The sequence below is a fragment of the Flavobacterium panacagri genome (genome assembly GCF_030378165.1).
GTDB classification, from domain to species: Bacteria; Bacteroidota; Bacteroidia; order Flavobacteriales; family Flavobacteriaceae; genus Flavobacterium; species Flavobacterium panacagri.
The window spans coordinates 1,844,559-1,867,323 of sequence record NZ_CP119766.1; the positions used below are offsets into that span (position 1 = coordinate 1,844,559).

General features: G+C 33.3%; 27 protein-coding genes. 12 read left to right on the forward strand and 15 right to left on the reverse strand.

Annotated features, from left to right (window positions below):
* Positions 1-20 precede the first annotated feature (20 nt).
* From P2W65_RS08295 to ahcY, 4 genes are all read right to left on the reverse strand, one after another.
* Positions 21-1,100 (reverse strand): WG repeat-containing protein, encoded by a 1,080-nt coding sequence (locus P2W65_RS08295; RefSeq protein ID WP_289664836.1) that lies wholly within the window; start codon positions 1,098-1,100, stop codon positions 21-23.
* 10 nt (positions 1,101-1,110) lie between these two features.
* Positions 1,111-1,395, reverse strand: a complete 285-nt coding sequence (locus tag P2W65_RS08300) for a hypothetical protein (protein ID WP_289664837.1) — start codon at positions 1,393-1,395, stop codon at positions 1,111-1,113.
* Between the two features lie 23 nt (positions 1,396-1,418).
* Entirely contained in the window at positions 1,419-1,757 is a 339-nt protein-coding gene (locus P2W65_RS08305) for a hypothetical protein (protein ID WP_289664839.1), read from the reverse strand.
* Between the two features lie 336 nt (positions 1,758-2,093).
* Complete coding sequence (gene ahcY / locus P2W65_RS08310; RefSeq protein ID WP_276175280.1) at positions 2,094-3,410, reverse strand: adenosylhomocysteinase; 1,317 nt, start codon at positions 3,408-3,410, stop codon at positions 2,094-2,096.
* A 316-nt stretch (positions 3,411-3,726) separates the two neighbouring features.
* Between ahcY and P2W65_RS08315 the strand changes: the two genes are divergently transcribed.
* On the forward strand, positions 3,727-4,377 hold the full coding sequence (locus P2W65_RS08315) for a 4'-phosphopantetheinyl transferase family protein (RefSeq protein ID WP_289664841.1): 651 nt from the start codon (positions 3,727-3,729) through the stop codon (positions 4,375-4,377).
* Positions 4,378-4,412: 35 nt separating this feature from the next.
* On the opposite strand, the gene P2W65_RS08320 is transcribed toward P2W65_RS08315, so the two are convergent.
* From P2W65_RS08320 to P2W65_RS08330, 3 genes are all read right to left on the reverse strand, one after another.
* Positions 4,413-4,811, reverse strand: a complete 399-nt coding sequence (locus tag P2W65_RS08320; RefSeq protein ID WP_179003139.1) for a group III truncated hemoglobin — start codon at positions 4,809-4,811, stop codon at positions 4,413-4,415.
* Positions 4,808-5,095 (reverse strand): hypothetical protein, encoded by a 288-nt coding sequence (locus tag P2W65_RS08325; protein WP_179003138.1) that lies wholly within the window; start codon positions 5,093-5,095, stop codon positions 4,808-4,810. Before P2W65_RS08325 ends, P2W65_RS08320 begins: the two co-directional genes overlap by 4 nt.
* An 81-nt stretch (positions 5,096-5,176) precedes the next feature.
* Complete coding sequence (locus tag P2W65_RS08330; protein WP_289664842.1) at positions 5,177-5,773, reverse strand: Crp/Fnr family transcriptional regulator; 597 nt, start codon at positions 5,771-5,773, stop codon at positions 5,177-5,179.
* Positions 5,774-5,867: 94 nt separating this feature from the next.
* Between P2W65_RS08330 and P2W65_RS08335 the strand changes: the two genes are divergently transcribed.
* From P2W65_RS08335 to P2W65_RS08355, 5 genes are all read left to right on the forward strand, one after another.
* Complete coding sequence (locus P2W65_RS08335; protein WP_289664844.1) at positions 5,868-6,596, forward strand: phosphoglycerol geranylgeranyltransferase; 729 nt, start codon at positions 5,868-5,870, stop codon at positions 6,594-6,596.
* A 31-nt stretch (positions 6,597-6,627) separates the two neighbouring features.
* Complete coding sequence (gene pnuC / locus P2W65_RS08340) at positions 6,628-7,251, forward strand: nicotinamide riboside transporter PnuC (protein WP_289664845.1); 624 nt, start codon at positions 6,628-6,630, stop codon at positions 7,249-7,251.
* On the forward strand, positions 7,212-9,323 hold the full coding sequence (locus tag P2W65_RS08345) for a DUF4301 family protein (protein ID WP_289664847.1): 2,112 nt from the start codon (positions 7,212-7,214) through the stop codon (positions 9,321-9,323). Before pnuC ends, P2W65_RS08345 begins: the two co-directional genes overlap by 40 nt.
* 2 nt (positions 9,324-9,325) lie before the next feature.
* Positions 9,326-9,727: an alternative ribosome rescue aminoacyl-tRNA hydrolase ArfB gene (gene arfB / locus P2W65_RS08350; RefSeq protein WP_289664849.1), complete on the forward strand. Its 402-nt coding sequence runs from the start codon at positions 9,326-9,328 to the stop codon at positions 9,725-9,727.
* A 245-nt stretch (positions 9,728-9,972) separates the two neighbouring features.
* Positions 9,973-12,135 carry a TonB-dependent receptor gene (locus P2W65_RS08355; RefSeq protein WP_289664850.1) on the forward strand — a complete coding sequence of 721 codons (2,163 nt, stop codon included), beginning with the start codon at positions 9,973-9,975 and terminating at the stop codon, positions 12,133-12,135.
* A 46-nt stretch (positions 12,136-12,181) separates the two neighbouring features.
* Here P2W65_RS08355 and P2W65_RS08360 read toward each other — a convergent pair whose 3' ends face one another.
* Entirely contained in the window at positions 12,182-12,598 is a 417-nt protein-coding gene (locus P2W65_RS08360) for a Rieske (2Fe-2S) protein (protein ID WP_289664851.1), read from the reverse strand.
* Positions 12,599-12,754: 156 nt separating this feature from the next.
* On the opposite strand from P2W65_RS08360, the gene greA reads away from it, so the two are divergent.
* Both greA and P2W65_RS08370 read left to right on the forward strand, forming a co-directional pair.
* On the forward strand, positions 12,755-13,231 hold the full coding sequence (gene greA, locus P2W65_RS08365) for a transcription elongation factor GreA (RefSeq protein ID WP_111288069.1): 477 nt from the start codon (positions 12,755-12,757) through the stop codon (positions 13,229-13,231).
* A gap of 51 nt (positions 13,232-13,282) precedes the next feature.
* Entirely contained in the window at positions 13,283-13,672 is a 390-nt protein-coding gene (locus P2W65_RS08370; protein ID WP_289664853.1) for an HIT family protein, read from the forward strand.
* A gap of 48 nt (positions 13,673-13,720) precedes the next feature.
* Here the strand turns inward: P2W65_RS08370 and P2W65_RS08375 are convergent, their stop codons facing one another.
* Positions 13,721-14,872, reverse strand: a complete 1,152-nt coding sequence (locus tag P2W65_RS08375) for a sensor histidine kinase (protein WP_289664854.1) — start codon at positions 14,870-14,872, stop codon at positions 13,721-13,723.
* A 159-nt stretch (positions 14,873-15,031) separates the two neighbouring features.
* On the opposite strand from P2W65_RS08375, the gene P2W65_RS08380 reads away from it, so the two are divergent.
* From P2W65_RS08380 to P2W65_RS08395, 4 genes are all read left to right on the forward strand, one after another.
* On the forward strand, positions 15,032-15,907 hold the full coding sequence (locus P2W65_RS08380; RefSeq protein ID WP_091493550.1) for a flavin reductase family protein: 876 nt from the start codon (positions 15,032-15,034) through the stop codon (positions 15,905-15,907).
* Between the two features lie 33 nt (positions 15,908-15,940).
* Positions 15,941-16,312: a DUF3127 domain-containing protein gene (locus tag P2W65_RS08385; protein WP_091493548.1), complete on the forward strand. Its 372-nt coding sequence runs from the start codon at positions 15,941-15,943 to the stop codon at positions 16,310-16,312.
* A 264-nt stretch (positions 16,313-16,576) separates the two neighbouring features.
* Complete coding sequence (gene aat / locus P2W65_RS08390) at positions 16,577-17,215, forward strand: leucyl/phenylalanyl-tRNA--protein transferase (RefSeq protein ID WP_289664855.1); 639 nt, start codon at positions 16,577-16,579, stop codon at positions 17,213-17,215.
* 1 nt (position 17,216) lies between these two features.
* The gene (locus P2W65_RS08395) at positions 17,217-18,011 is read left to right on the forward strand and encodes an MOSC domain-containing protein (protein ID WP_289664856.1); all 795 of its coding nucleotides are present in this window, start codon (positions 17,217-17,219) and stop codon (positions 18,009-18,011) included.
* Here P2W65_RS08395 and P2W65_RS08400 read toward each other — a convergent pair.
* From P2W65_RS08400 to P2W65_RS08425, 6 genes are all read right to left on the reverse strand, one after another.
* Positions 18,008-18,718, reverse strand: a complete 711-nt coding sequence (locus P2W65_RS08400) for a HesA/MoeB/ThiF family protein (protein WP_289664857.1) — start codon at positions 18,716-18,718, stop codon at positions 18,008-18,010. The two genes, P2W65_RS08395 and P2W65_RS08400, sit on opposite strands and share 4 nt — an antisense overlap.
* Positions 18,719-18,801: 83 nt before the next feature.
* Entirely contained in the window at positions 18,802-19,914 is a 1,113-nt protein-coding gene (gene thiH / locus P2W65_RS08405) for a 2-iminoacetate synthase ThiH (protein ID WP_289664858.1), read from the reverse strand.
* A gap of 101 nt (positions 19,915-20,015) precedes the next feature.
* Positions 20,016-20,792: a thiazole synthase gene (locus P2W65_RS08410; protein WP_289664859.1), complete on the reverse strand. Its 777-nt coding sequence runs from the start codon at positions 20,790-20,792 to the stop codon at positions 20,016-20,018.
* Complete coding sequence (locus P2W65_RS08415; protein WP_289664862.1) at positions 20,773-21,411, reverse strand: thiamine phosphate synthase; 639 nt, start codon at positions 21,409-21,411, stop codon at positions 20,773-20,775. Before P2W65_RS08415 ends, P2W65_RS08410 begins: the two co-directional genes overlap by 20 nt.
* On the reverse strand, positions 21,404-22,156 hold the full coding sequence (locus P2W65_RS08420) for a hydroxymethylpyrimidine/phosphomethylpyrimidine kinase (RefSeq protein ID WP_289664863.1): 753 nt from the start codon (positions 22,154-22,156) through the stop codon (positions 21,404-21,406). The genes P2W65_RS08415 and P2W65_RS08420 overlap by 8 nt, the downstream gene beginning before the upstream one ends.
* A complete protein-coding gene (locus tag P2W65_RS08425; protein WP_289664864.1) occupies positions 22,114-22,743 on the reverse strand; it encodes a thiamine phosphate synthase in 630 nt (209 codons plus the stop codon). The genes P2W65_RS08420 and P2W65_RS08425 overlap by 43 nt, the downstream gene beginning before the upstream one ends.
* Between the last annotated feature and the right edge of the window lie 22 nt (positions 22,744-22,765).

Consider the following 22,765-nt stretch of genomic DNA (forward strand, 5'->3'; position numbering starts at 1 on the left):
TTTTATTGAAAAGAGATGATTTATTTAAGATTATCTTTTGCATTAGAAACGCTAATCAGTTTATAGCCGTTTTCGGTTCGTAAAAACTGAATATGATCCTGTTTGAAATCGGTTTTGCTTTTTGGGTTGATGATGATACTTTTTACGGGATAAAGCCATTCTTTAGATTCATTGCAATTGTTGAAATAAACCTCATATTCTTCTGTTTCAAAAATAAACTGATTCAATCCGTCTGTTGAAACAAAATAATCTGTCTTTGGATTTTTGAGTTCGTCAAGCTTTAATTTTAGATAGGTATAATTTTGATGGATAAATTTAGTTTTGAGTTCATTGATCCAGCCGTTTGGCTCTTTCCAATACGTAATTTTATCAAAAGAATGTTTTTCTAAGCCAGTTTGTGATAAATCTTTAAGCAGTGTATTTTGTAGCCAATATTTGAATTCTTTGTCAAAATTTATAAAAGAGTAATATTGCCCGTCAACTCCCAAAAAGCTATCTCTAACGGGATCTTTACTCGGTTCTTTTGATTTTTCAAGGGAATAAAAATTCAACTCGTTGTTGTAGGCGAAATTTTCAATTAGAACTTTATTATTGGTGTCAATTAGAAATTCTTTGCCACCTGTCCAGAAAAAATGTTCTCCGTCTTGTTTTTTTTGAGCGTCTTTCAAAACGATAATCATTCCGTTTCTGACTTTAGTCAAATTGCTGTAAATTGCTGGAATAACTATTTGTCCATCACCGTTAAACATTCCCATTTTATCGGTTTTGTGATCTGTAAATCTTATGAAGCCTTCGTTTTCGCAATCTGGGCCGTTGTCAAAAACGTATAAGCTATCTCGGCCTACTATTTTTCCATTTTTGGTTAAATAGTAGCTATCCCATTTCTGACCTTTTTCTTCGCTGACAGCAATAATATTTTCGAATTTATGAGCGGTTGTCATTCCCATAAATTTGGGTTCGATTTTAATAACGCCATTTTTATCTTTAAATCCGATATGAGTAGTGTCTTTATCCCAAAAAGAAATCCAGGTATCTTTATTTTGAGCAGATAAGGATAAAGTAAGGCATAAAAACAGGCAAAGAATTAAAGTCTTTTTCATGAGAATTTATTTATCGGAGATGAGCTTCTGATTCATTATTTTTTGCTTCTTCAAAACAATCGGAGCATAACATTTTAAAATCGGCTTTGGCTTGAAAAATTTCTGTCCATTCTTCGCCATTATCCAACAGATATTGTTCACATTCTCCACACCAAGCAATTTGGGGTAAATCTTCCTCAGCTTCGGAATAGAAAAAACCGACTTGCTTTTTAGAGTCTATTGCCATTGCAAGATGAATACAAGAAAAAGACATTTCTTTTGACCCATGGATGTCACATATAATTTTTTCGATCATAATTTTGTGTTGAAAAAGCAGTGCTACATTACTTCAATTAACTTAAAACGTAATGTATTATTGTTGAATTCGGTGTGTAAAGTTAATTCTGTTTCTTTGTTGTCGGAGGTAAATAATTTTGCTTCGATCCCAAATCCTTCGACTGAATCATATTTGAAGATATCGAAATTAGTTTCAAGGATTTTTAGTTTTGGCAAATTTTTAGTTTCAAAATAGTCGAATAATTCTTCTTTGATTTCTTCAAAAACAGCCGAGTTGATTCCGAAATTGTTTTTCAAGTTTTCGTGATTCATAGAATTGATATTTTCTATTAATTCGGTATTTAATTGGAATATAGTTTGGGAGGTCTTTTTGTCAATCATTTTATAAGTTTATACTTCAAATTTAAAGTTATAAAATGTAAAGACGATAAAAGATCTTGTTAATTTAATTGGTTCTTGGGCTACGTAAGCGTGAGGGATAGGAATAAGCTACCGAAGTAGCATGGATAGCCCTACAGCAACCCGATAAAAGGGCGCATAAGCGTTTAGTAATTTTGCCCTTTTATTGGGTTGGTGGCACGCCCTTATGATTTTAGATTGCAGATTTCTGATTTTAGATTGGTTTTGAACATTAAAAACAAAACCCGACAAGCCTTTAAAACTTGTCGGGTTTGAGTATGGAATTAAAGAAATCTAAAATCTTTAATCTAAAATTTACTAGTATCTGTAGTATTCTGGTTTGAATGGCCCTTGAACTTCAACACCAATATAAGCTGCTTGATCTTCTCTTAAAACTTCAAGTTCAACGCCTAATTTAGCTAAGTGTAAAGCGGCAACTTTTTCATCTAAATGTTTTGGTAACATGTAAACTTCGTTTTTGTACGCTGCACTGTTGTTCCATAATTCGATTTGAGCTAAAGTCTGGTTTGTAAATGAGTTACTCATTACGAAACTTGGGTGACCTGTAGCACAACCAAGGTTTACTAAACGACCTTCAGCCAAGATGATGATATCTTTGCCGTTGATGTTGTATTTGTCAACCTGAGGTTTGATTTCGATTTTAGATGCACCGTGGTTTTTGTTTAACCAAGCCATGTCGATTTCGTTATCGAAGTGACCAATGTTACAAACAACAGTTTTGTCTTTCATTTGTTCGAAGTGCTCTCCAAGAACGATATCTTTGTTTCCTGTAGTAGTAATGATGATATCAGCATTAGCAATTACAGTGTTTAATTTTTTAACTTCATAACCGTCCATTGCAGCTTGTAAAGCACAAATTGGATCAATTTCAGTAACCGTTACGATAGAACCAGCACCTCTGAAAGAAGCTGCAGTTCCTTTTCCAACGTCACCATATCCGCAAACTACAACTCTTTTTCCAGCTAACATTAAGTCAGTTGCACGACGTACAGCATCTACAGCAGATTCTTTACATCCGTATTTGTTGTCAAATTTAGATTTAGTAACAGAGTCGTTAATGTTGATTGCAGGCATTGGTAAAGTTCCAGCTTTTACTCTTTCGTAAAGTCTGTGAACACCAGTTGTAGTTTCTTCAGAAAGACCTTTAATTCCAGCAACTAATTCTGGGTAACGATCGATAACCATGTTAGTTAAATCTCCACCGTCATCAAGGATCATGTTCAATGGTTTTCTGTCTTCACCAAAGAATAAAGTCTGCTCAATACACCAGTCAAATGACTCTTCGTCAAGACCTTTCCAAGCGTAAACTGAAATTCCAGCAGCAGCAATAGCGGCAGCAGCCTGATCTTGAGTAGAGAAAATGTTACAAGAAGACCAAGTAACTTCTGCACCAAGAGCAATTAAAGTTTCGATCAAAACTGCAGTTTGAATCGTCATGTGTAAACATCCAGCAATACGAGCACCTTTTAATGGTTGTTCGTCTTTGTATTCAGCGCGAAGTGCCATTAAACCTGGCATTTCAGCTTCAGCTAGTTCAATTTCTTTTCTTCCCCAAGCCGCTAGAGAAATGTCTTTTACTTTGAAAGCCACATATGGCGTAGTTGTAGTACTCATTTATATTATATTTGTATAATTGTAAATTTTCTGCAAATTTAAGGAATAGCTTTTTATTTTTACTAATTTCTGTAAGATTTGTGAAATCTTTAATTTCTTAATCTCTAGAATGTTAGTTTGTGAATCTTTATTAAACCATATAAGTAATACAAGTTCATTTAAAAAAGATTCTGAAACTATTACCTTTGCTGTGAATTGCGTATATTTACTTTATGCATTTTTTTGACCATAGTGATTTTTCCTGCATCACAAATATGGTTTTAAAATCAAGAAAACAGTTTACAATTAACCATTCATAATTTACAATTAAAAAGTAATGCCTCTATTTCAAACCATACAATTCAATGAAACTACTAAAATTTTAATCTGGGAAATAACAGAATCCTTTGATGAATTGTATAGTCGCGTTACCTTGAAAGAAAAGACACAGCGCAGACTGGATGGAATGAAATCTCAGATGCATCAGCGTGCTTTTTTGAGTGTTCGAATGCTGATTCAGGAAATGGGTTTTACAGATAAAGACCTGCATTATGATGAATTTGGGAAGCCTTATTTCGATTGTCATAATCATATATCAATTACGCATTCTTATCATTTTGCGGCGATTATTATCAGCCATGAAAAGGTGGGAATTGATATGGAGTTGCAACGAGATAAAATCCAGAGAATTGCAGATAAATTTACGGATTATGAATGCAGTTATCTAGAACCGAAATTTACTGAAGAATACATAAAAAAACTTACCGTGATTTGGGGAGCCAAAGAGGCGATCTTTAAAATCAGAAATGAAAAAGGTATAAGTTTTAAAGATCATATTAATGTAAACAACTTTTCTTTAGAGGAAACCCAAACGCAGGCAAGTCTTCATTTTGATGATTTGATTAAAGATTTTGATGTGCATTATCAGGAAATCAAATCGGATAATTTTGAGGGTATTTTTACTTTGGTTTATGCTTTTGAGAAGTAGTTTTTAGTTTACAGTCTCAGTGGCAGTTTTCATTTTTAAACCTCACTTTCTTTTTGTCTGTGCTGAAACATGCTTACATACAAAAAAGTACTCATTTTTCGAGCACGCCTTTTTAAGGTTTCTACATTTTCGCCTTCAAAATGTTCGTCTAAAGTCTGCGCCCAATGATTGAGCCAGATTCCGAATTCATTTGCTGTGATTTTTTCGTCAAAATGAGCGTCGACTTCATTATGAACAGCATGCGGATTTCCTTTATATTTACGGACGGCAAATAAATTGGTTTCCCAAAAATCAGTTAGTTTTTCTAAATGTAAGTCCCAATCAGTAATCATTTCATTAAAATAAAAGCCGATTTCGCGATCGGCTCTTATTTTAGAATAGAACTGATTTACTAAGAATGAAATATCTTCTCTGTTTTCTATTTGTTTTTTCACAATACAAAACAATTTAAAAGTATAAACAAGATACTTATGAAAGTGCTTAGTGCAATAAGGTTGAAGACCACTTTGTGTTTCATTTGTGCTAAAATTGAAGTATTTGCGAAAACGCAGGCTAAAACAATAATACCCAATTGAATCATTTGAGGAATTGAAGTTCCGTTAGCCAAAACGTACATTGCCGCAGCGCCTCCTAAACAGCTTTGGCCAATTACAGCCATTGCAGCAGAACCCATATAATTTCTATTGAAAATGTCGAATGTGGTTTGATATAGTGTCATGATATTCAGATTTTTATATGACAAAGATACGCCCACAATACAACTGCATTTTATGATTAAAATCATAAAACAAGAACTTTTTTATCTGTATACTTTTCGGTTAATGATCTTCAATTCGCCTTTTTTTTCCAAAGCTTTTATGGCTCTAATTACCGTTTCTACACGTAAACCTGTTAAGTCTCCAATCTGCTGTCTGGTAAAATTGATTAAATAACCGTTGGTTTCTTTTTGGAAATTGAAATACACTATTCCATGATCGATTAATTTTAAAACACGATGTTCTGGTTCATGTGTAGAAATCTCTGTTGCCATAACCGATTTGTAATACAATCTTTGCGCAAGATTTTCGATTATTTTGATGCTGATAACAGGGTTTTCTTCCAGCAGTTTTATGAAACTTGATTTTGACAGTAAAAGAATCTGACAGTCTTCAACGGCAATTGAATTGGCTGGATATTTTTGGTTTAAGAATAAAGGCGGTTCCCCGAAAGATTGTTCTTTATAAAAGATTCCCTGAATAAATTCGCGTCCGTCATCATTGTAATTGCACATTTTAATTTCGCCCGAAATAATTTGGTAATAATGTGTCGGCAGACTTCCCTCTTCAAAAATAATATCATTTTTTTGGAAAGATTTTTTTACTGCACCATATTTCTCCAATAATTCAACTGCAATCATAAAGGTTTTCTTTTATTGTTAACAGAGAGATTACAAATATAATTCATTCAAAATAGTTCTTCTGCACTAAAAAACTTTTACTTTTACACCCAATATGCAAGAACAAACAATAACTATTCGGCAACAGATTCTAGAAGCAAAAGGCAACGGACAAAAGTTGCTTGCGGTGCTTTTGGATCCCGATAAAATTCTATTGGAGAATGTGGCTCATTTAATTCAGAAAATTAATGAGTCGCCGGCTACTCATATTTTTGTTGGAGGTAGTATTGTTCAGAATAATATTTTAGAGGAACTGATTTCGATATTAAAACAAAAAACAACTTTACCTGTTGTTTTATTTCCTGGCGATCCTTCGCAGATTTCACCAAAAGCCGACGCAATTTTGTTTTTGTCCTTATTATCTGGTCGAAATCCGGATTATTTAATAGAATATCAGGTTCAAGCAGCACCAATCTTAAAAAGAACAAATTTAGAAGTTATTTCTACAGGTTATATTTTGATTGAGAGCGGTAACGAAACAGCTGTTGCGCGTGTAAGTAAAACAAAACCGTTAAGCCGTGAAAACCTTGATTTGGTTCTGGCTACTGCACAGGCAGGACAAATGTTAGGAAACCAATTGATTTATTTGGAAGCAGGAAGCGGTGCAAAACAGCCAGTTCCATTAGAAATGATTAAATTGATTTCTCAAAATATAGAAATTCCTATTATTGTTGGCGGTGGAATTGCAGATTTGAAGGGAATTCAAAAAGCATATAATGCAGGTGCAGATTTAGTTGTAATTGGTACAGCTTTTGAAAACAATAGTCATTTTTTCGATTTATAGATAAAATTTAAACGCCTTTAAATACCACAAAATGATCGACTTTTTTTTGGATAGTTATAAAAATGCTCCTATATGGCATATTGCTTTGGAGTTTTTAGTATTTGTTTTTGGAATTTTAAGTGTTTGGTTTGCTAAAAAAGAAAACATTTGGGTTTATCCAACAGGTTTGATAGCTACAGTAATTTCGGTTTATCTGCTTTATATTGCAGGTTATATTGGAGATATGATAATCAATGCTTATTTTTCGATTATGAGCATCTACGGCTGGTATGTTTGGGCAAAAGGAGGAACAGTCGAAGATAACCTGCCGATTACTCGTACAACTTTTAATGAAAAAATAATTGGAATCTTACTGTTTATTGTAACCGTTTTTGTAGTTTTCGGGATTTATAAATATTTTGATTACGAAATTCATCCAGACAATTATGTCGATATGATTTCGTCTGGAATATTTTTCGCAGGAATGTGGTACATGGCCAGAAAAAAAATAGAAAACTGGACACTTTGGATTATTGGTGATATTATTGTTGTACCTCTCTATGCTTATCGTGGTTTAGGGATGCTGTCACTTCAGTATATAATTTTTACAATTTTGGCTATTTCAGCTTATTTAGAATGGAGAAAGATCTTAGACAGCAAAAAACAACTATCATAAAAATTGCTTTGTTTGGCCCTGAAAGTACAGGGAAAACAACTTTAGCAAAACAGCTTGCAGATTACTACGAAACCAAATGGGTTCCTGAATTTGCACGCGACTATCTACAAGAGAAATGGGAAGTAAATAAGCATATCTGTGTTGCCGATGACATGATGCCTATTGCTTATGGGCAGACTGCACTAGAAAATGAAAAGCTTCAAACAGCAAATAAATACTTGTTCTGCGATACCAATTTAATGGTAACCAAAGTTTTTTCTGAAATGTATTATGGTTTTTGTGATCCGCTTTTAAATGAAGCAGCATTAAAGCATGAATACGATTTGTTTTTCCTGACAGATATTGATGTGCCTTGGGAAAAAGATGATATTCGAGATACTCCAGAAGGAAGAGAAACTGTTTTTTCAGTTTTTAAACAAACATTAATAGATACCAAAAAGCCTTTTATTACACTTTCAGGAGATAAAGAATGCCGTTTGAAAAAAGCAGTTTCGATTATAAATGATTTAGCTCTAGCGAAAGAAAATGGTTTTTCTTCGGAAGATTTTGTTCAGGTACATAATAGAGGAATTTCTTTTGATACTATTCTAAAACAATTAAAAAATTTCGAAAAAGGAATTGCAAAAAGCAATCTAATTCGACCTGCAACGATCAATGATGGAATTTTAAGTTTGTCTCAAAATGAGTTTCAAGAAAAAGCGCTTTTTTTTGACAATCAAAAAGATCAATTTAAGATTAAGAAGTTTGTTCCTGCGTCTGGTGCGGCTACAAGAATGTATAAGTTTTTGACTGCTTTTCTAAATGATTTTGATATTACCAAAGAAACCATAAATGCTTATATCAACAGGAAAAATGATAAAGAACTTGCCATTTTTATTGTTGGGATGGAGAAGTTTCCTTTTTTTAAAACTGTAGACAAAAAGCTTAGAGAAATTTATCCTGATTTTGAAAGTTTAGAAAGAGATTATAAAAACTATTACTTTATAAAACTATTATTATCTCCAGAGCATTTTAATTCAGCCAATAAGCCGAAAGCGGTTTTGCCTTTCCATTTGTATAAAACCCATATTGCCAATCCGATAGAGGAACATTTGAACGAATGTGTGCATTATGCATCTTCGAAAAATGTATCTCATTTGCATTTTACAGTTTCAGAAATACATCAGGATTTGTTTGAAAAAGCAGTTCTTGAGGTTAAAGATAAGATTGAAAAACCTGCCGGAATTGACATCAATATTGGGTATTCGTATCAAAATAAAAGCACAGATTCTATTACTATCGATACCAACAATAAATTGGTAAAAGATAAAAATGGAAATTTAATTTTCAGGCCTGGCGGGCATGGTGCTTTGATTGAAAACTTAAATAATCTGGATGCTGATATTATTTTTATTAAAAATATAGATAATGTAATTCAAAATCATATTGATGAAATTTCGTTATATAAGAAAGGCTTAGCGGGTGTCTTAATTGAAATGCAGCAAAAAGTTTTCAAATATTTAAGATTAATCGACGGAGACATTCAACAAGATGATATCGCTGAGATTGTTAATTTTCTACAGCAAGAATTCAATGTTGAAACGACAAACGATTTCAGTAAGTTTACATTTGAAAATAAAATAAGTAAGTTAAAAGAACTTTTACATAGACCAATTCGAGTTTGCGGAATGGTTAAAAATGAAGGGGAACCAGGTGGAGGCCCTTTTTGGATTACTAATAAAGAAGGTATAAAATCACTGCAGATTGTAGAAACTTCGCAAGTTGATTTAGAAGATAAAAAACAGAAGAAAATCTTGAGCGAAGCAACTCATTTTAATCCTGTTGATCTAGTTTGCGGAACAAAAGATTATAAAAACAAGAAGTTTGATTTATTACAATATGTAGATCAGGAAACAGGATTTATTGTTGAAAAAAGCGTTGACGGAAAAGCGGTAAAAAATTATGAATTACCAGGTTTATGGAACGGATCAATGGCAAATTGGCTAACTGTTTTTGTGGCAGTTCCATTAATTACTTTTAATCCAGTAAAAACGGTAAATGATTTACTGAAAGCAGCTCATCAGCCACAATAAAAATGGATGCAGAAAAAATCATATCAGAATTAAATTTTAAAGCCGTTCGAAGTAGCGGAGCAGGCGGGCAAAACGTAAACAAAGTTTCTTCAAAAGTAGTTTTGAGTTTTGATTTGAATGCTTCTCAGGCTTTGTCTGAAGAAGAAAAATTACTTTTGCAGACCAATATAGGTGCTCGTTTAACTACAGAAAATATCCTGATTTTAAACTGCGACGAAGACCGAAGCCAGCTTAAAAACAAAGAAATTGTTATCAAGAGATTTCTAGAAATCATCAAGAAAGGATTGTATGTTCCGAAAGTTAGAAAAGCTACAAAAGTTCCAAAATCTGTAATTAAGAAAAGAATTAAAGACAAAAAGAATGTTTCTGATCTAAAACAATCGCGTAGAAAACCTGATTTTTAGTATTAAGACAACAAAAACTAAAAATCTTAATACTTAATACATTTATCTTAATACTTTTCTATATTTGCACTGTCTCAAAGGGGTGCTCTAAATAACGAGCTGAGATCATACCCAAAGAACCTGAGCGAGTAATGTTGCTAAGGGAAAAACGACACTATCGAGCGTGCACACTTTATTTTGTCGGGAAACACATTTATTAATTTAACAAAAGAATAATTCCCCCTTTTATTCGTAATTCTTTACGAATGAAAACTTATTTTAAAGGTACTAAGGTACTAAGAAACAAAGGTTCTAAGGTTGAAAATCTTAGTAGAACCAAATCTATTTTCTTTACTCTATTCTCTATTTTCTTTACTCTAATTTCTTTTGCGCAACAGCAAGATTCAACTAAGGTAAATCAGCTTGATGATGTCTTGGTTTCTGCTGTCCGTGTTACAGCAAAAACTCCGGTTACGTTTAGTAATATGGATAAAAAAGAAATCAAATATCGAAATCTCGGTCAGGATATTCCGGTTCTGATGAATTATCTGCCATCTGTAGTAACAACTACTGATGCTGGAGGCGGAATAGGTTACACCGGAATTAGAGTACGTGGTAGCGATGCTACAAGAGTAAATGTTACCATCAACGGAATTCCGTACAATGATGCCGAAAGTCAGGGAACTTTTTGGGTGAATATGCCCGATTTTGCTTCTTCTGTAGAAAGTCTTCAGTTACAACGTGGAGTAGGAACTTCTACAAATGGTTCTGGAGCTTTTGGAGCTAGTTTAAATATGTTGACTGATAGCTATGCTTCTAAGGCAACGGGAGAAATCTCAAGTTCTTTTGGAAGTTTCAACTCTACTAAAAATACTGTAAAATTCAGCACAGGTTTATTAAATGATCATTTTGAACTTGCAGGGCGTTTGTCTACAATCAAATCTGATGGTTATGTAGATCGTGCAAGTTCTGATTTGAAGTCGTATTTTCTTCAGGGAACTTATGTTGGAAAAACAACTTTAATCAAAGCGCTGGTTTTTGGAGGAACTCAAAAAACATATCAAGCCTGGAACGGAATTAGTGCTGATAAGTTAAACTCAGACCGCACATACAATTCGGCTGGAGAATATACAGATGAGTTTGGAAATACACGTTATTATGATAATGAAACCGATAATTACAATCAGGATCATTATCAATTGCATTGGAGCGAATCTATTTCAGATAAATGGAGTACAAACTTTGCACTTCATTATACCAAAGGGAAAGGGTATTTCGAGAATTACAAACCAGACGCACTTATGGCCGAGTATAATTTGGCGCCAGCTGGAGATGTTTCTGAAACAGATTTAATTCGCCAAAAATGGTTGGATAATGATTTTTACGGAACTACATTTTCGGCAAAATATAAAGACGAAAAGTTTGATGTTATTTTGGGTGGAGCTTGGAATAAATATGAAGGTGATCATTACGGAAAAGTAATTTGGGCTCGCAATGCTGCGACTTCAGAATTAGGAGATCATTATTATGATGATTTCTCGACTAAAACTGACGGGAATGTTTTCGCGAAAGCCAATTATCAATTCACAGAAAAATTAAGTTTCTACGGAGATTTACAATACAGAAGAGTTGGTTATAAAGCGAATAGTGCAGAAACAGGTTTAGTTGATGATACTTTTAATTTCTTCAATCCAAAAGCAGGTTTGAACTATGCTTTCAATGAAAAAAATACGCTTTATTTCTCTTATGCTCGAGCCAATCGTGAACCAAACAGAACAGATTACGAAGGCGGAAATGTAAAACCCGAAAAACTAAATGATTTTGAATTAGGATGGAGATTCAATTCTGAGAAATTTCAATTGAATTCGAATTTTTATTATATGGGTTATAAAGATCAATTAATCTTAACAGGAAGATTGGATGATGTTGGAAACCCGATTCGTTCTAATACAGATAAAAGTTACCGTTTAGGTGTTGAGGTTGATGCTACAATCGCGCTTTCAGATAAATTTACATTAAGACCAAACTTTACTTTAAGCAGTAATAAAAATGTTGATTTAGCAGTTGATGGCGAATTTTATGGAACCACTAAAATTGCTTACTCACCAGAAGTAATTGCAGGAAACGTTGTTGTATATAAGCCTATCGAAAAATTGTATATTTCATTATTACAGAAATATGTTGGAGAGCAGTACATGAATAACATCGAATTACCTGCAGCTAAATTGGCAGATTATTTTGTAAACGATTTAAATGTTTCTTATGAAATAATACCAAATGCTGTTTTTAAATCAATTACGATTACTGGAATGGTTAATAATATTTTAGATAAAAAATATGTTTCAAACGGAGCCATGTGGGATGTTTATCCATCCTATTATCCACAGGCAGGAATTAATTTCTTAGCTGGTTTGACATTGAAGTTCTAATTAAGTTAAGTAAAAAAAAGCCTGAAATTTATTTTCAGGCTTTTTTTTAGTTGTATACATGTATGACACTTCCAGAAGATTCTACACGATATTGTTTCATTGGATATTGTTTTCCTCCAAGTCCAGTAAATAAGTTATATTGAGCTTTATCGCAAGAACAAACGGCATAAATTCCGTCAATTGTCATGGCAGTGCAGGAAGTCAGTGCCTGATTTGGACATGCCGCATCAAAAGCAGTATAGGTTCCTTCTCCAGTTTTCATTACAATAATTCCTTTTGCACCGTAATTGGCAACATAAACAGGATTACTTGGATACAATAGTTTATTGTAAGTCGGAAGGTTGGTGTCCAAATATGCGTTTATAGAATAATTCGGAATATATGGATTGTTATTGCTTCTGTTATTGTCACTGCAAGAGAATAAAACAGTGGAAAGTGCGATAAAGAACCAGATTTTTTTCATTATTTGAATAAGAATTAGTGAAACAAAAATAATTTATTTAGATTTGAAATCTATATGATTAACATATAATTATGTACTATTAAAAATTATAGTATATTTGTGGTAAGAAAATCCCGTCGCGATGGGATTTTTTGTATTTATATAAACGATGAAGTTATGAGTAAAGTATCTTATTATACAGCAGAAGGACTAAAAAAGTTAAAAGATGAATTGGAGCACTTAAAAAGTGTAATGCGTCCAAAGGCATCTCAAGATATTGCAGACGCAAGAGATAAAGGTGATTTGTCTGAGAATGCGGAATATGATGCAGCAAAAGAAGCACAAGGTTTATTAGAAATGAGAATTTCTAAACTGGAAGAAGTATATGCAAATGCAAGACTAATCGATGAGTCTCAATTGGACGTTTCTAAAGTTTTGGTTTTATCTAATGTAAAAATCAAAAACCAAAGCAACGGAATGGAGATGAAATATACGCTTGTAGCAGAAAGTGAAGCCGATTTAAAAACAGGTAAAATCTCTGTAACATCTCCTATTGGTAAAGGTTTACTAGGGAAATCTGTTGGAGAAGTAGCAGAAATTACAGTTCCAAACGGAGTTTTGAAATTTGAAATTTTGGAAATTTCAAGAGACTAAATTTTCTTTTGTATAATCGGTTAAACGAATAAATGATTAAACAAATAAACAATGAGTTCAATATTCACTAAAATAGTAAACGGAGAAATTCCAGCTTATAAAATTGCCGAAGACGATAATTATTTGGCTTTTTTAGATGTAAATCCGAACGCAAAGGGACATACGCTTTGTATTCCGAAACAAGAAATCGATAAGATTTTTGATATGGATGAAGAGCTTTATTTAGGTTTAATGAAATTCTCTAAAAAGATTGCAGCTGCCTTAGAAAAAACGGTTCCATGTAAAAGAGTCGGTGTGGCCGTGGTTGGACTTGAAGTGCCTCACGCACACGTACATTTGATTCCGTTAAATGAAATGGATGAAATGCGTTTTATCAATAAAGTATCACTTACTAAAGAAGAATTTGAAGCTTTAGCAAAAGATATTCAATCGAATTTATAAGGTTTCGACCGCTCGCCTGACAATAAATTTAAAGTGCAGTAAAGATATTTACTGCACTTTTTTATTTAATGAAATTTGAAAAGTAGTTCCTTTTCCAATTTCAGAACTCAAAACTTTAATTTTTCCATTATGGTATTCTTCCACAATTCTTTTAGTTAAAGAAAGACCAAGTCCCCAACCACGTTTTTTGGTGGTAAAACCGGGTTCGAAAATCGTTTTAAATTGTTTTTTCAAAATTCCCGTTCCGGAATCTTTTATATTGATTTTAATAGTAAAAGCATCCTGTTCCAATTGAAGATCAAGAGTTCCTTTTCCTTTCATGGCATCAATCGCATTTTTGACTAGATTTTCGATAGTCCAACTGTGCAATGTTGGATTTATCATAACATAAATAGGTTCTTGCGGTGCTTTAAATGAAAATGCAACCTGTTTAGAAAAACGAGATTGAAGATATTCATAAGTATTTTTTGTTTCCTCAATAATATTGCGGGGTTCCAAAACAGGAATCGAACCAATTTTAGAAAAACGATCTGTAATGGTTTGCAGGCGTTCGATATCTTTTTCAATTTCAAGACTAATAGACGGATCGATATCTTCCGTTTTTAATATTTCAACCCAGCCTATTAAAGAAGATAAAGGTGTCCCAATTTGATGCGCTGTTTCTTTTGCCATTCCCGCCCAAAGTTTATTTTGCGTTGCCATTTTGGTGCTTTTATAAAAATTATAAATCAAAGCAACACACAAAACAATAATTAGAAATAAGGCAATGGGATAATATTTGAGTTTATTGAGTAATCCTGAATTTCCGTAATACAGAGTCTGATATTTACCTGGAGCATATTCAAAAGTGATAGGTTCATTTTCATTTCTTAATTTATTTAAATATGAATTTCTTTTTTTCTTGTTTTTAAGAATTTCATCCGGAACATTAGTAGCACTTACTACCTTGTCAAATAATATTACTACAGCAGGAATAGAAGTATTATTATTGATAATCTGAAGCGGTAATTCAACATCAGTATTTTCGTTTGCATTCAAAATTGTAATCTGCGCATTTACGAACAGCTTCATTTTTAAGCGTTCCTCATTTTTGAAAATTTGGAAGAAAGTATAAGTGTTCCAAAGGATTAGAGAAATGATTAAAAAGCAGATAGAAATAATAATCCAGCGTGTTGTATTGGTTCTTTCAGAAAAAGACATATCCATTTTTTTGTGGTATAAATATAACGAAATATACCTATTCTATATTTTGCTGAAGCCGAAAGTTTTTTTGTTTTATCTGCAAAACTATTTTTCATAATTAAACGATTTCAATACTTTTGCAGGTACCAAAATGAGATTTGGTTTAAATCAAAAAGTATGATCAGCATTAATCCAAAAGAGATACCAACGGCTAAATTACAAGGCTATCTGCAGAGTTCGATAGGGCCTAGACCAATTGCTTTTGCGAGTACAATCAGCGAAAAAGGAATTCCGAATTTGTCGCCGTTTAGCTTCTTCAATGTGTTTAGTGCCAATCCGCCGATTTTGGTTTTTTCGCCATCAAGACGCGTTCGAGATAATACCATAAAACATACTTTAATTAACGCCGAAGCAACTAGAGAAGTAGTAATTAATGTGGTAAATTTTGATTTAGTACAGCAGACTTCTCTGGCAAGTACAGAATATGGAGATGGAGTAAATGAATTTATAAAAGCCGGATTAACACAGATTCCTTCAGATTTAGTAAAACCGTATCGTGTAAAAGAATCTCCAGTTCAGTTTGAATGCAAGGTAACGCAAATTATTCCGTTAGGAGAAGAAGGTGGAGCAGGGAATTTGATTTTATGTGAAGTTGTGAAAATTCACATTCACGAATCAATTCTGGATGAAAACGGAGCAATCGATCAGCATAAAATTGATTTGGTTTCCCGATTAGGAAATAACTGGTACTCAAGATCGAATCAAGGACTGTTTGAAGTGGCAAAACCCTTGACAACACTGGGAGTAGGAGTAGATGCAATACCAGATTTTGTAAAAGAAAGTCCTGTTTTTGACGGGAATGATTTAGGTAAACTTGGAAACATCGAAGCCTTGCCTACAAAAGAAGAAGTTAGTATATTTGTGAAAGAAAATTTTGCTGTCAAAGGAGTTTTAAGCTCAGATGACCAGAAAAAAGTGCACTTAGAAGCTAAAAAGTATTTGGACAAAGGAGATGTAGAATCTGCTTGGAAAGTGCTTTTAGCCAAAAAATAAAAGAAATAGAAACAATAATTAATATAGACGAAGATGGAAGTTACAGGAAAAGTAAAAGTGGTTAACCCAGAGCAGCAAGTTAGTGCCTCATTCAAAAAAAGAGAATTAGTTGTTACTACTGAGGAGCAGTATCCACAACATATTTTAATCGAATTTACACAAGACAAATGCGATTTATTGAGTAGCTATAAACAAGGAGAGGCAGTAAAAGTTTCTATCAATTTAAGAGGAAGAGAATGGGTTAATCCACAAGGAGAAACTAGATATTTCAATAGTATTCAAGGTTGGAGAATCGAAAGATTAGCAGACGCTGCACCTACACAAGCACCACCAATGCCAACTGCAGAAACTTTTGCTCCAGCAACAAATGTAAGTGACGACGAACCAGACGATTTACCGTTCTAAAAAGGTTTAAATTCCAATATCATAAATTCCAAATTCCAATTCATATAACTGAATTTGGAATTTGGAATTTTGTTTTTGAGCTTTTTACAGAAATAAGAAGTTGCGGATTATTTGTCATTTTGACTGAAAGGAGAAATCACACAAGTAATTCCACAAACTAAATCGACAATCTTTGGTGAGTCTCGAGTGTGATTTATCCTCCGTAGAAATTAGAAGATTGTGAAAGTTGGAATTTGGAATTTTTAAAATTGAATATTTTAAAAGATGTATTTTTTATTTGATAATTTATATTTCCCTCCAGTCACAGAAGCTGATGAAGAAGGCATATTGGCAGTGGGCGGTGATTTAAGTCCCGAACGATTAAAACTTGCTTATAAAAGAGGTATTTTTCCTTGGTTTAATGAGGGAGAATCCATTCTTTGGTGGGCTCCAGATCCGCGTATGGTTTTGTTTCTAGATGAACTGAATGTTTCCAAAAGCATGCGTAACATTTTGAACCGCAATGTTTTTACTGTTACCTTTAATACTCATTTTAGAGAAGTGATTTTAAATTGCCAGCAGATATTAAGAGATGGTCAGGATGGAACATGGATTTCAGATGAAATAGTCGAATCCTATTGTGAACTCCATAATCAAGGAATTGCAAAATCGGTTGAGGTTTGGCAGGATGAGGTTTTGGTAGGAGGTTTGTACGGAATTGACCTAGGCCATATTTTTTGTGGTGAAAGTATGTTTTCTAAAGTGTCCAATGCTTCGAAAGTGGGTTTTATATCTTTAGTGAATCATCTAAGAAAAGAAAATTATAAATTACTGGATTGTCAGGTTTATAACCCTCATTTAGACAGTTTGGGCTGTCGTGAAATTGACCGCGAAGAGTTTATGACTATTTTAAACAGCAAATAAGATGAGTATGAGTCATGTTGTAACAGAAATTTATATTTATCCGATTAAAAGCCTTGCCGGAATTAGTCTTCAGTCTGCAAAAGCCGAAGAAATGGGATTTGAAAACGACCGAAGATGGATGTTGATTGATGCCGAAAATCAGATGCTGACACAAAGAGAACATCGTATTATGAGTCAGTTTTATCCGCAGATTTCGGATGTAAAAATCAGTATTACTTTTGAGAATAAAAAACATGAATTTTCTATTGATGAATCTTTAGAAAATACAATTGAAGTAAATGTCTGGGATGATCAAAGCGAAGTGGTTGAGGTAAGTCATGAAACTTCAAAATGGTTCAGCCAGCATTTAGGTTTTGAATGTAAATTGGTCAAAATACTTAAAAACGGAGCCCGTAAACATGAAAGCTCTAGATTACAAGAAACATTCAACGTAAGTTTGGCAGATGGTTATCCTTATTTATTGATTGGAACAGAAAGCCTTGATTTTTTAAATGAGAAACTAGAGGAGAAAATCACCATTAAAAGATTTCGTCCCAACATTGTCGTAAGCACAAAAAAAGCTCATGAAGAAGATGATTTTACAACTTTCAAAATTGGAGATGTTCAGTTTAAAAACATAAAACCATGCGGAAGATGTGTTATGGTAAATAATGATCCAGAAAATGGACGTTTAAAAAAAGAACCTTTAAAAACGTTAAGTAAATACAGAAATGTAAATAATTCAGTTTTATTTGGCACTAACATCATAAGTTTAAACTCTGGAAATATTAAGGTTGGAGATGTACTTGTTTTCTAGAAATTCAGTTTCGTAAAATTCCAATGCAGCGTATTAAAAATTATAATTTCATTTTTTAAAGAAGGTAATTCCAAAATTAATTTCAGCGTTTCATGCGCCATCATATTGCCAATAATTCCGGGAAGAGTTCCCAATACGCCATTTAAATTACAATTCGGAACATCTTTTGGATCAGGCATTTCAGGAAATAAATCACGAAGATTTTTACTTCCATTATAATTGAAAACCGCAATCTGACCTTCAAATTTCAAAATACTTCCGTAAACCAAGGGTTTTCCAAGTTTTACACAAGTATCATTTACTAAATAACGCGTTGTAAAATTGTCTGAACCATCGACAATTATATCAAATTGCTCAATAATTTGAGAACCATTTTCAACTGTTAGCTTCTCATTTATAGAAACCGTTTCAATTAATGGATTTAGTTTAGAAACAACTTCTCTGGCAACAATAGCTTTTTGTTGACCAATTTCATTTTCGGTATATAAAATCTGCCTTTGCAAATTGTGGATTTCAATCGTATCAAAATCCATAATTCCTATAAAACCAACTCCAGCGGTTGCAATATATTGTAAAATCGGACAGCCCAAACCCCCTGCGCCAATTACTAAAACTCGTGCTTTTTTTAATTTTTCCTGTCCTTCATCACCAATTTCAGGGAGAATTGTTTGTCTGTTGTAACGAAGGAATTCTTGTATAATGCTCATTTTTTAATTGTGAATTGTGAGTTGTGAATTGTAAAATGTTACGTCTTCAAACTTGAAACTTGAAACTTGAAACTTGAAACATTTCAACTATAAACCTTGTCCCAATCTTTCCAAACTGGTTCGTAACCTTTGTTTTTTATGATTTTTGAGATTTCATCTGCCGAACGTTCATCGCTGATTTCGAATTGTTCCAAAGACTGCGGATCAACCGCATAACCACCTGGGTTTGTTTTAGAACCAGCACTCATGCTTGTAACTCCAATTGGAATAATATTGTTTCTGAATTTTTCGTTTTCTCTTGTTGAAATCGAAATTTCCAAATCTTCATTCCACAATCTGTAAGCGCATATTAATTGTGTCAAATCTTTGTCGTCCATAATGAAATTGGGCTCGATAATTCCCTCGGCAGGTCGCAGACGCGGAAACGAAACAGAATATTTCGTCTGCCAATATTTCTTTTGAAGATAATCTAGATGCAAGGCGTTAAAAAAACTGTCCGTTCGCCAATCTTCTAAACCTAATAAAACACCCAAACCAATTTTGTGAATTCCTGCAGTTCCAATTCTGTCTGGAGTTTCTAATCTATAATCAAAATTTGATTTCTTGCCTTTCGTGTGATATTTTTTGTAAACTTCCTGATGATACGTTTCCTGATAAACTAAAACAGAGTAAACTCCAGCATCATGCAAACTTTCGTAATCTTCTGTAGAAAGTGGCTGCACTTCAACAGAAATAATTGAAAATTCTTTTCTAATTAAATTAATTGCATTCAGGAAATAATTAATGTTTACGGTATAGTTTGCTTCGCCAGTAACCAATAAAACATGATCAAAACCTGTGTGTTTTAACGCTTCGACTTCGAGTTTTATTTCTGCATCGGTTAATGTTTTACGTTTGATTTTATTATCTAAACTAAAGCCGCAGTAAGTACAAATATTTTGGCATTCGTTGCTCAGATATAACGGCGCATACATTTGGATCGTTTTCCCGAAACGTTTTTTTGTAATTTCATGGCATTTCTGTGCCATTTCTTCTAGATAATTTTGTGCAATAGGAGAAATCAGAATTAAAAAATCATCGAGATTGTACTTGGTTTTAGTCAAAGTTCGTTCGACATCTTTTGATGTGGTTTGGTATATTCTGGATTGAATTTCATCCCAATTATATTGTTCAAAAATAGTTTTAAATGTGTTCATATTTTTTGGTCTTTAACCGCAAGGCCCGCGAAGAATTACGCAAGGTTCGCAAAGCTTTGCGTTCTTAGCGCTTTTCTTTGCGAACTTTGCGGTTAAATTATTTAGTCATATAAAAATGAAGTCAAAGGGCTAGAAGCCGAAGCATAATTCTGCTGATTGCCAACTTTAGCTTCAAAAGCTTTTCTTCCTGCTATAACAGCCTCCTTAAAAGCCTCAGCCATTAATTTTGGGTTTCCGGCTACGGCAATTGCGGTGTTTACCAAAACAGCATCGGCACCAATTTCCATGGCTTTTGCAGCATCAGATGGAGCGCCAATTCCAGCGTCAACAATAACAGGAACATTGCTTTGTTCGATTATAATTTCTAAAAAATCAATTGTTTTTAAACCTTTATTGCTTCCAATTGGCGAACCCAAAGGCATAACTGCTGAGGTTCCCGCGCTTTCTAAATGTTTGCACAAAACAGGATCAGCGTGAATGTAAGGCAAAACAAAAAAACCAAGTTTTGCCAATTCTTCAGTAGCTTTTAAAGTCTCAATCGGATCCGGCATTAAATATTTAGGATCAGGATGAATTTCCAGTTTTACCCAGTTTGTTTCTAATGCTTCACGAGCCAATTGTGCTGCGAAAACGGCTTCTTTGGCATTTCGCGCTCCCGAAGTATTAGGAAGCAAATTAATATTAGGATGTTTTAAATGAGACAAAATAGCATCAGTATCCGTTTCCAAATCAATGCGTTTAAGTGCAACTGTAACCAATTCACTTTCTGATGCTAAAATGGCACCCTCCATTTCTTCATTCGATCCAAATTTTCCCGTTCCTAAAAACAAACGGGATTTGAAGCTTTTATCTCCAATATTAAACAATGACGTTTGCATATAATTTTTCGTTTAATTGTTGAATTAATATTTTCTTTTCCAGACTTTCTGTGATGATTCCAGAAACTGCAATTCCATGAATCCCTGTTTCCATTAACGGACTTACATCTCGCAGTGTAATACCGCCGATAGTATAAACAGGAATTTCAATTTTATTTTTTTTCATTTTCTGAAGAATATCAAAATAGCCCGATAATCCTAAAATCGGACTTAATTTTTCTTTTGTGGCAGTAAAACGAAAAGGTCCTAAACCAATATAATCACAACCATTTTGAACATGATTATGAATGTCTTCAAAAGTATTAGCAGTGCCACCTATGATTTTTGTTGAGCCTAAAATGGCTCGTGCTTCGTCAATTTTTGTGTCGGTTAGGCCTAAGTGAACTCCGTCTGCAGCAATTCTTTTGGCAAGATGTAAATCATCATTTACAATAAAAGTTGCCAAATATTCTTCACATAAAAGTTTTACTGCTTCTGCTAAAGTGAAAGTATCTTGCGCAGTTTGGTTTTTAAATCGCATTTGAACCCAATTGCATCCGGCATCAAGAGCTTGATGAATGTTGTACAGTTGTGTTTCGATGGTTTCGCCTTGCGAAATATATTGCAGTTTGCTATACATTATGATATCCGATTAAGGTTGATGTTGAACTCAGGTATTTTTCGATATAGGTTTTGGCATTTTTACAAGCCATTTCTAAAGTCTGATTTAAAGCTAAATTGGAAGCTATTGCTGAAGAAAGCACACAGCCTGAACCATGTTTTTCAGTACAATCTTTTTCCGAAGCAAACAAGTCGATGATTTTATTTTTTAAAAACAATTGATCTTTTCCAACTTCATTTAAATTATGACCGCCTTTCAACAGAATTGCTGTTGAAATTTCGTTTTCAATCCAAGGATTATCTTTTATAAAATCAGGAAATAATTGTTCAATTTCTTTATAATTAGGAGTAATCAAATCTATTTTTGATAAAATTTTAGTCAAATCCGAACGATCTTCAATGTTTAAAAAATCAAATTCAGTAGTAGACTTTAAAACAGGATCCCAGACAATTTTTGTATGTGGAGAAGTTAATTTTATAGTCGAAAGAATTCGGTTTAAATACGAAAGCGATGGCACAATTCCGATTTTAACAGCAGTGATTTTATAGCTTTCAAACAAAACCTCAATAGACCGAATTACAAAATTGATATTAACCCATTCTATTTTATGAAACTCATTTTCGGTCTGAATGGTGTTGGCTGTCATAACAGCAAAACCGCTGACTTTATGCTGTTCAAATGTTTTGATATCAGCCAAAATCCCAGCACCACCGGACGGGTCTAAACCTGCGATTGTAAGTACGAATGGACGATTTTCTGACATAATTTAAATTGTTTTATAGGATTTTCATTGTTCCAAATTGTTCCTAAAAGTACCACATCATCAAAACCATTTTCAAGTGTTTTTTGAATGTTTTCTGAAGTAATTCCACCTAAAGCAATCACTTTTGTTTTATAATTTGTTCTTGATTTTAATGCTTCAAAAAGATCTGTTTTTGGCAGATAATTTTCTTTTGAAATACTTTGAAAAACAGGACTTAGAAATGCATAATCAAAATCATATTCTAAGGAATTAAAATCTTCGATTGAATGTGTTGATGTTGAAATTGAAATTGATTCGCATTTATACCTACAAGGTTTTGGAAACCTTGCAGGAAAGATTGAATTATTTTTTCTTTCTTTTTCAGAAAAATGAAATCGGTTAATTCCAAAATCTTCTGCCAGTTTATGATGATTGTGCAAGACAAGTTGCTCTCTAAATTCCAATTTTATCTGATGAATAAACTGTGCCATTTCCAATTCAGAAAAATCAGGTTTCCGAATATGAAGCAGAGACAATCCTTCCTCAAACAAAGAATGAATTGTCTTGATTTCGTTTACCACAGCAAAAGGATTAGAGATAACGATCATATTTTTTTCTATGTTCTTTCTT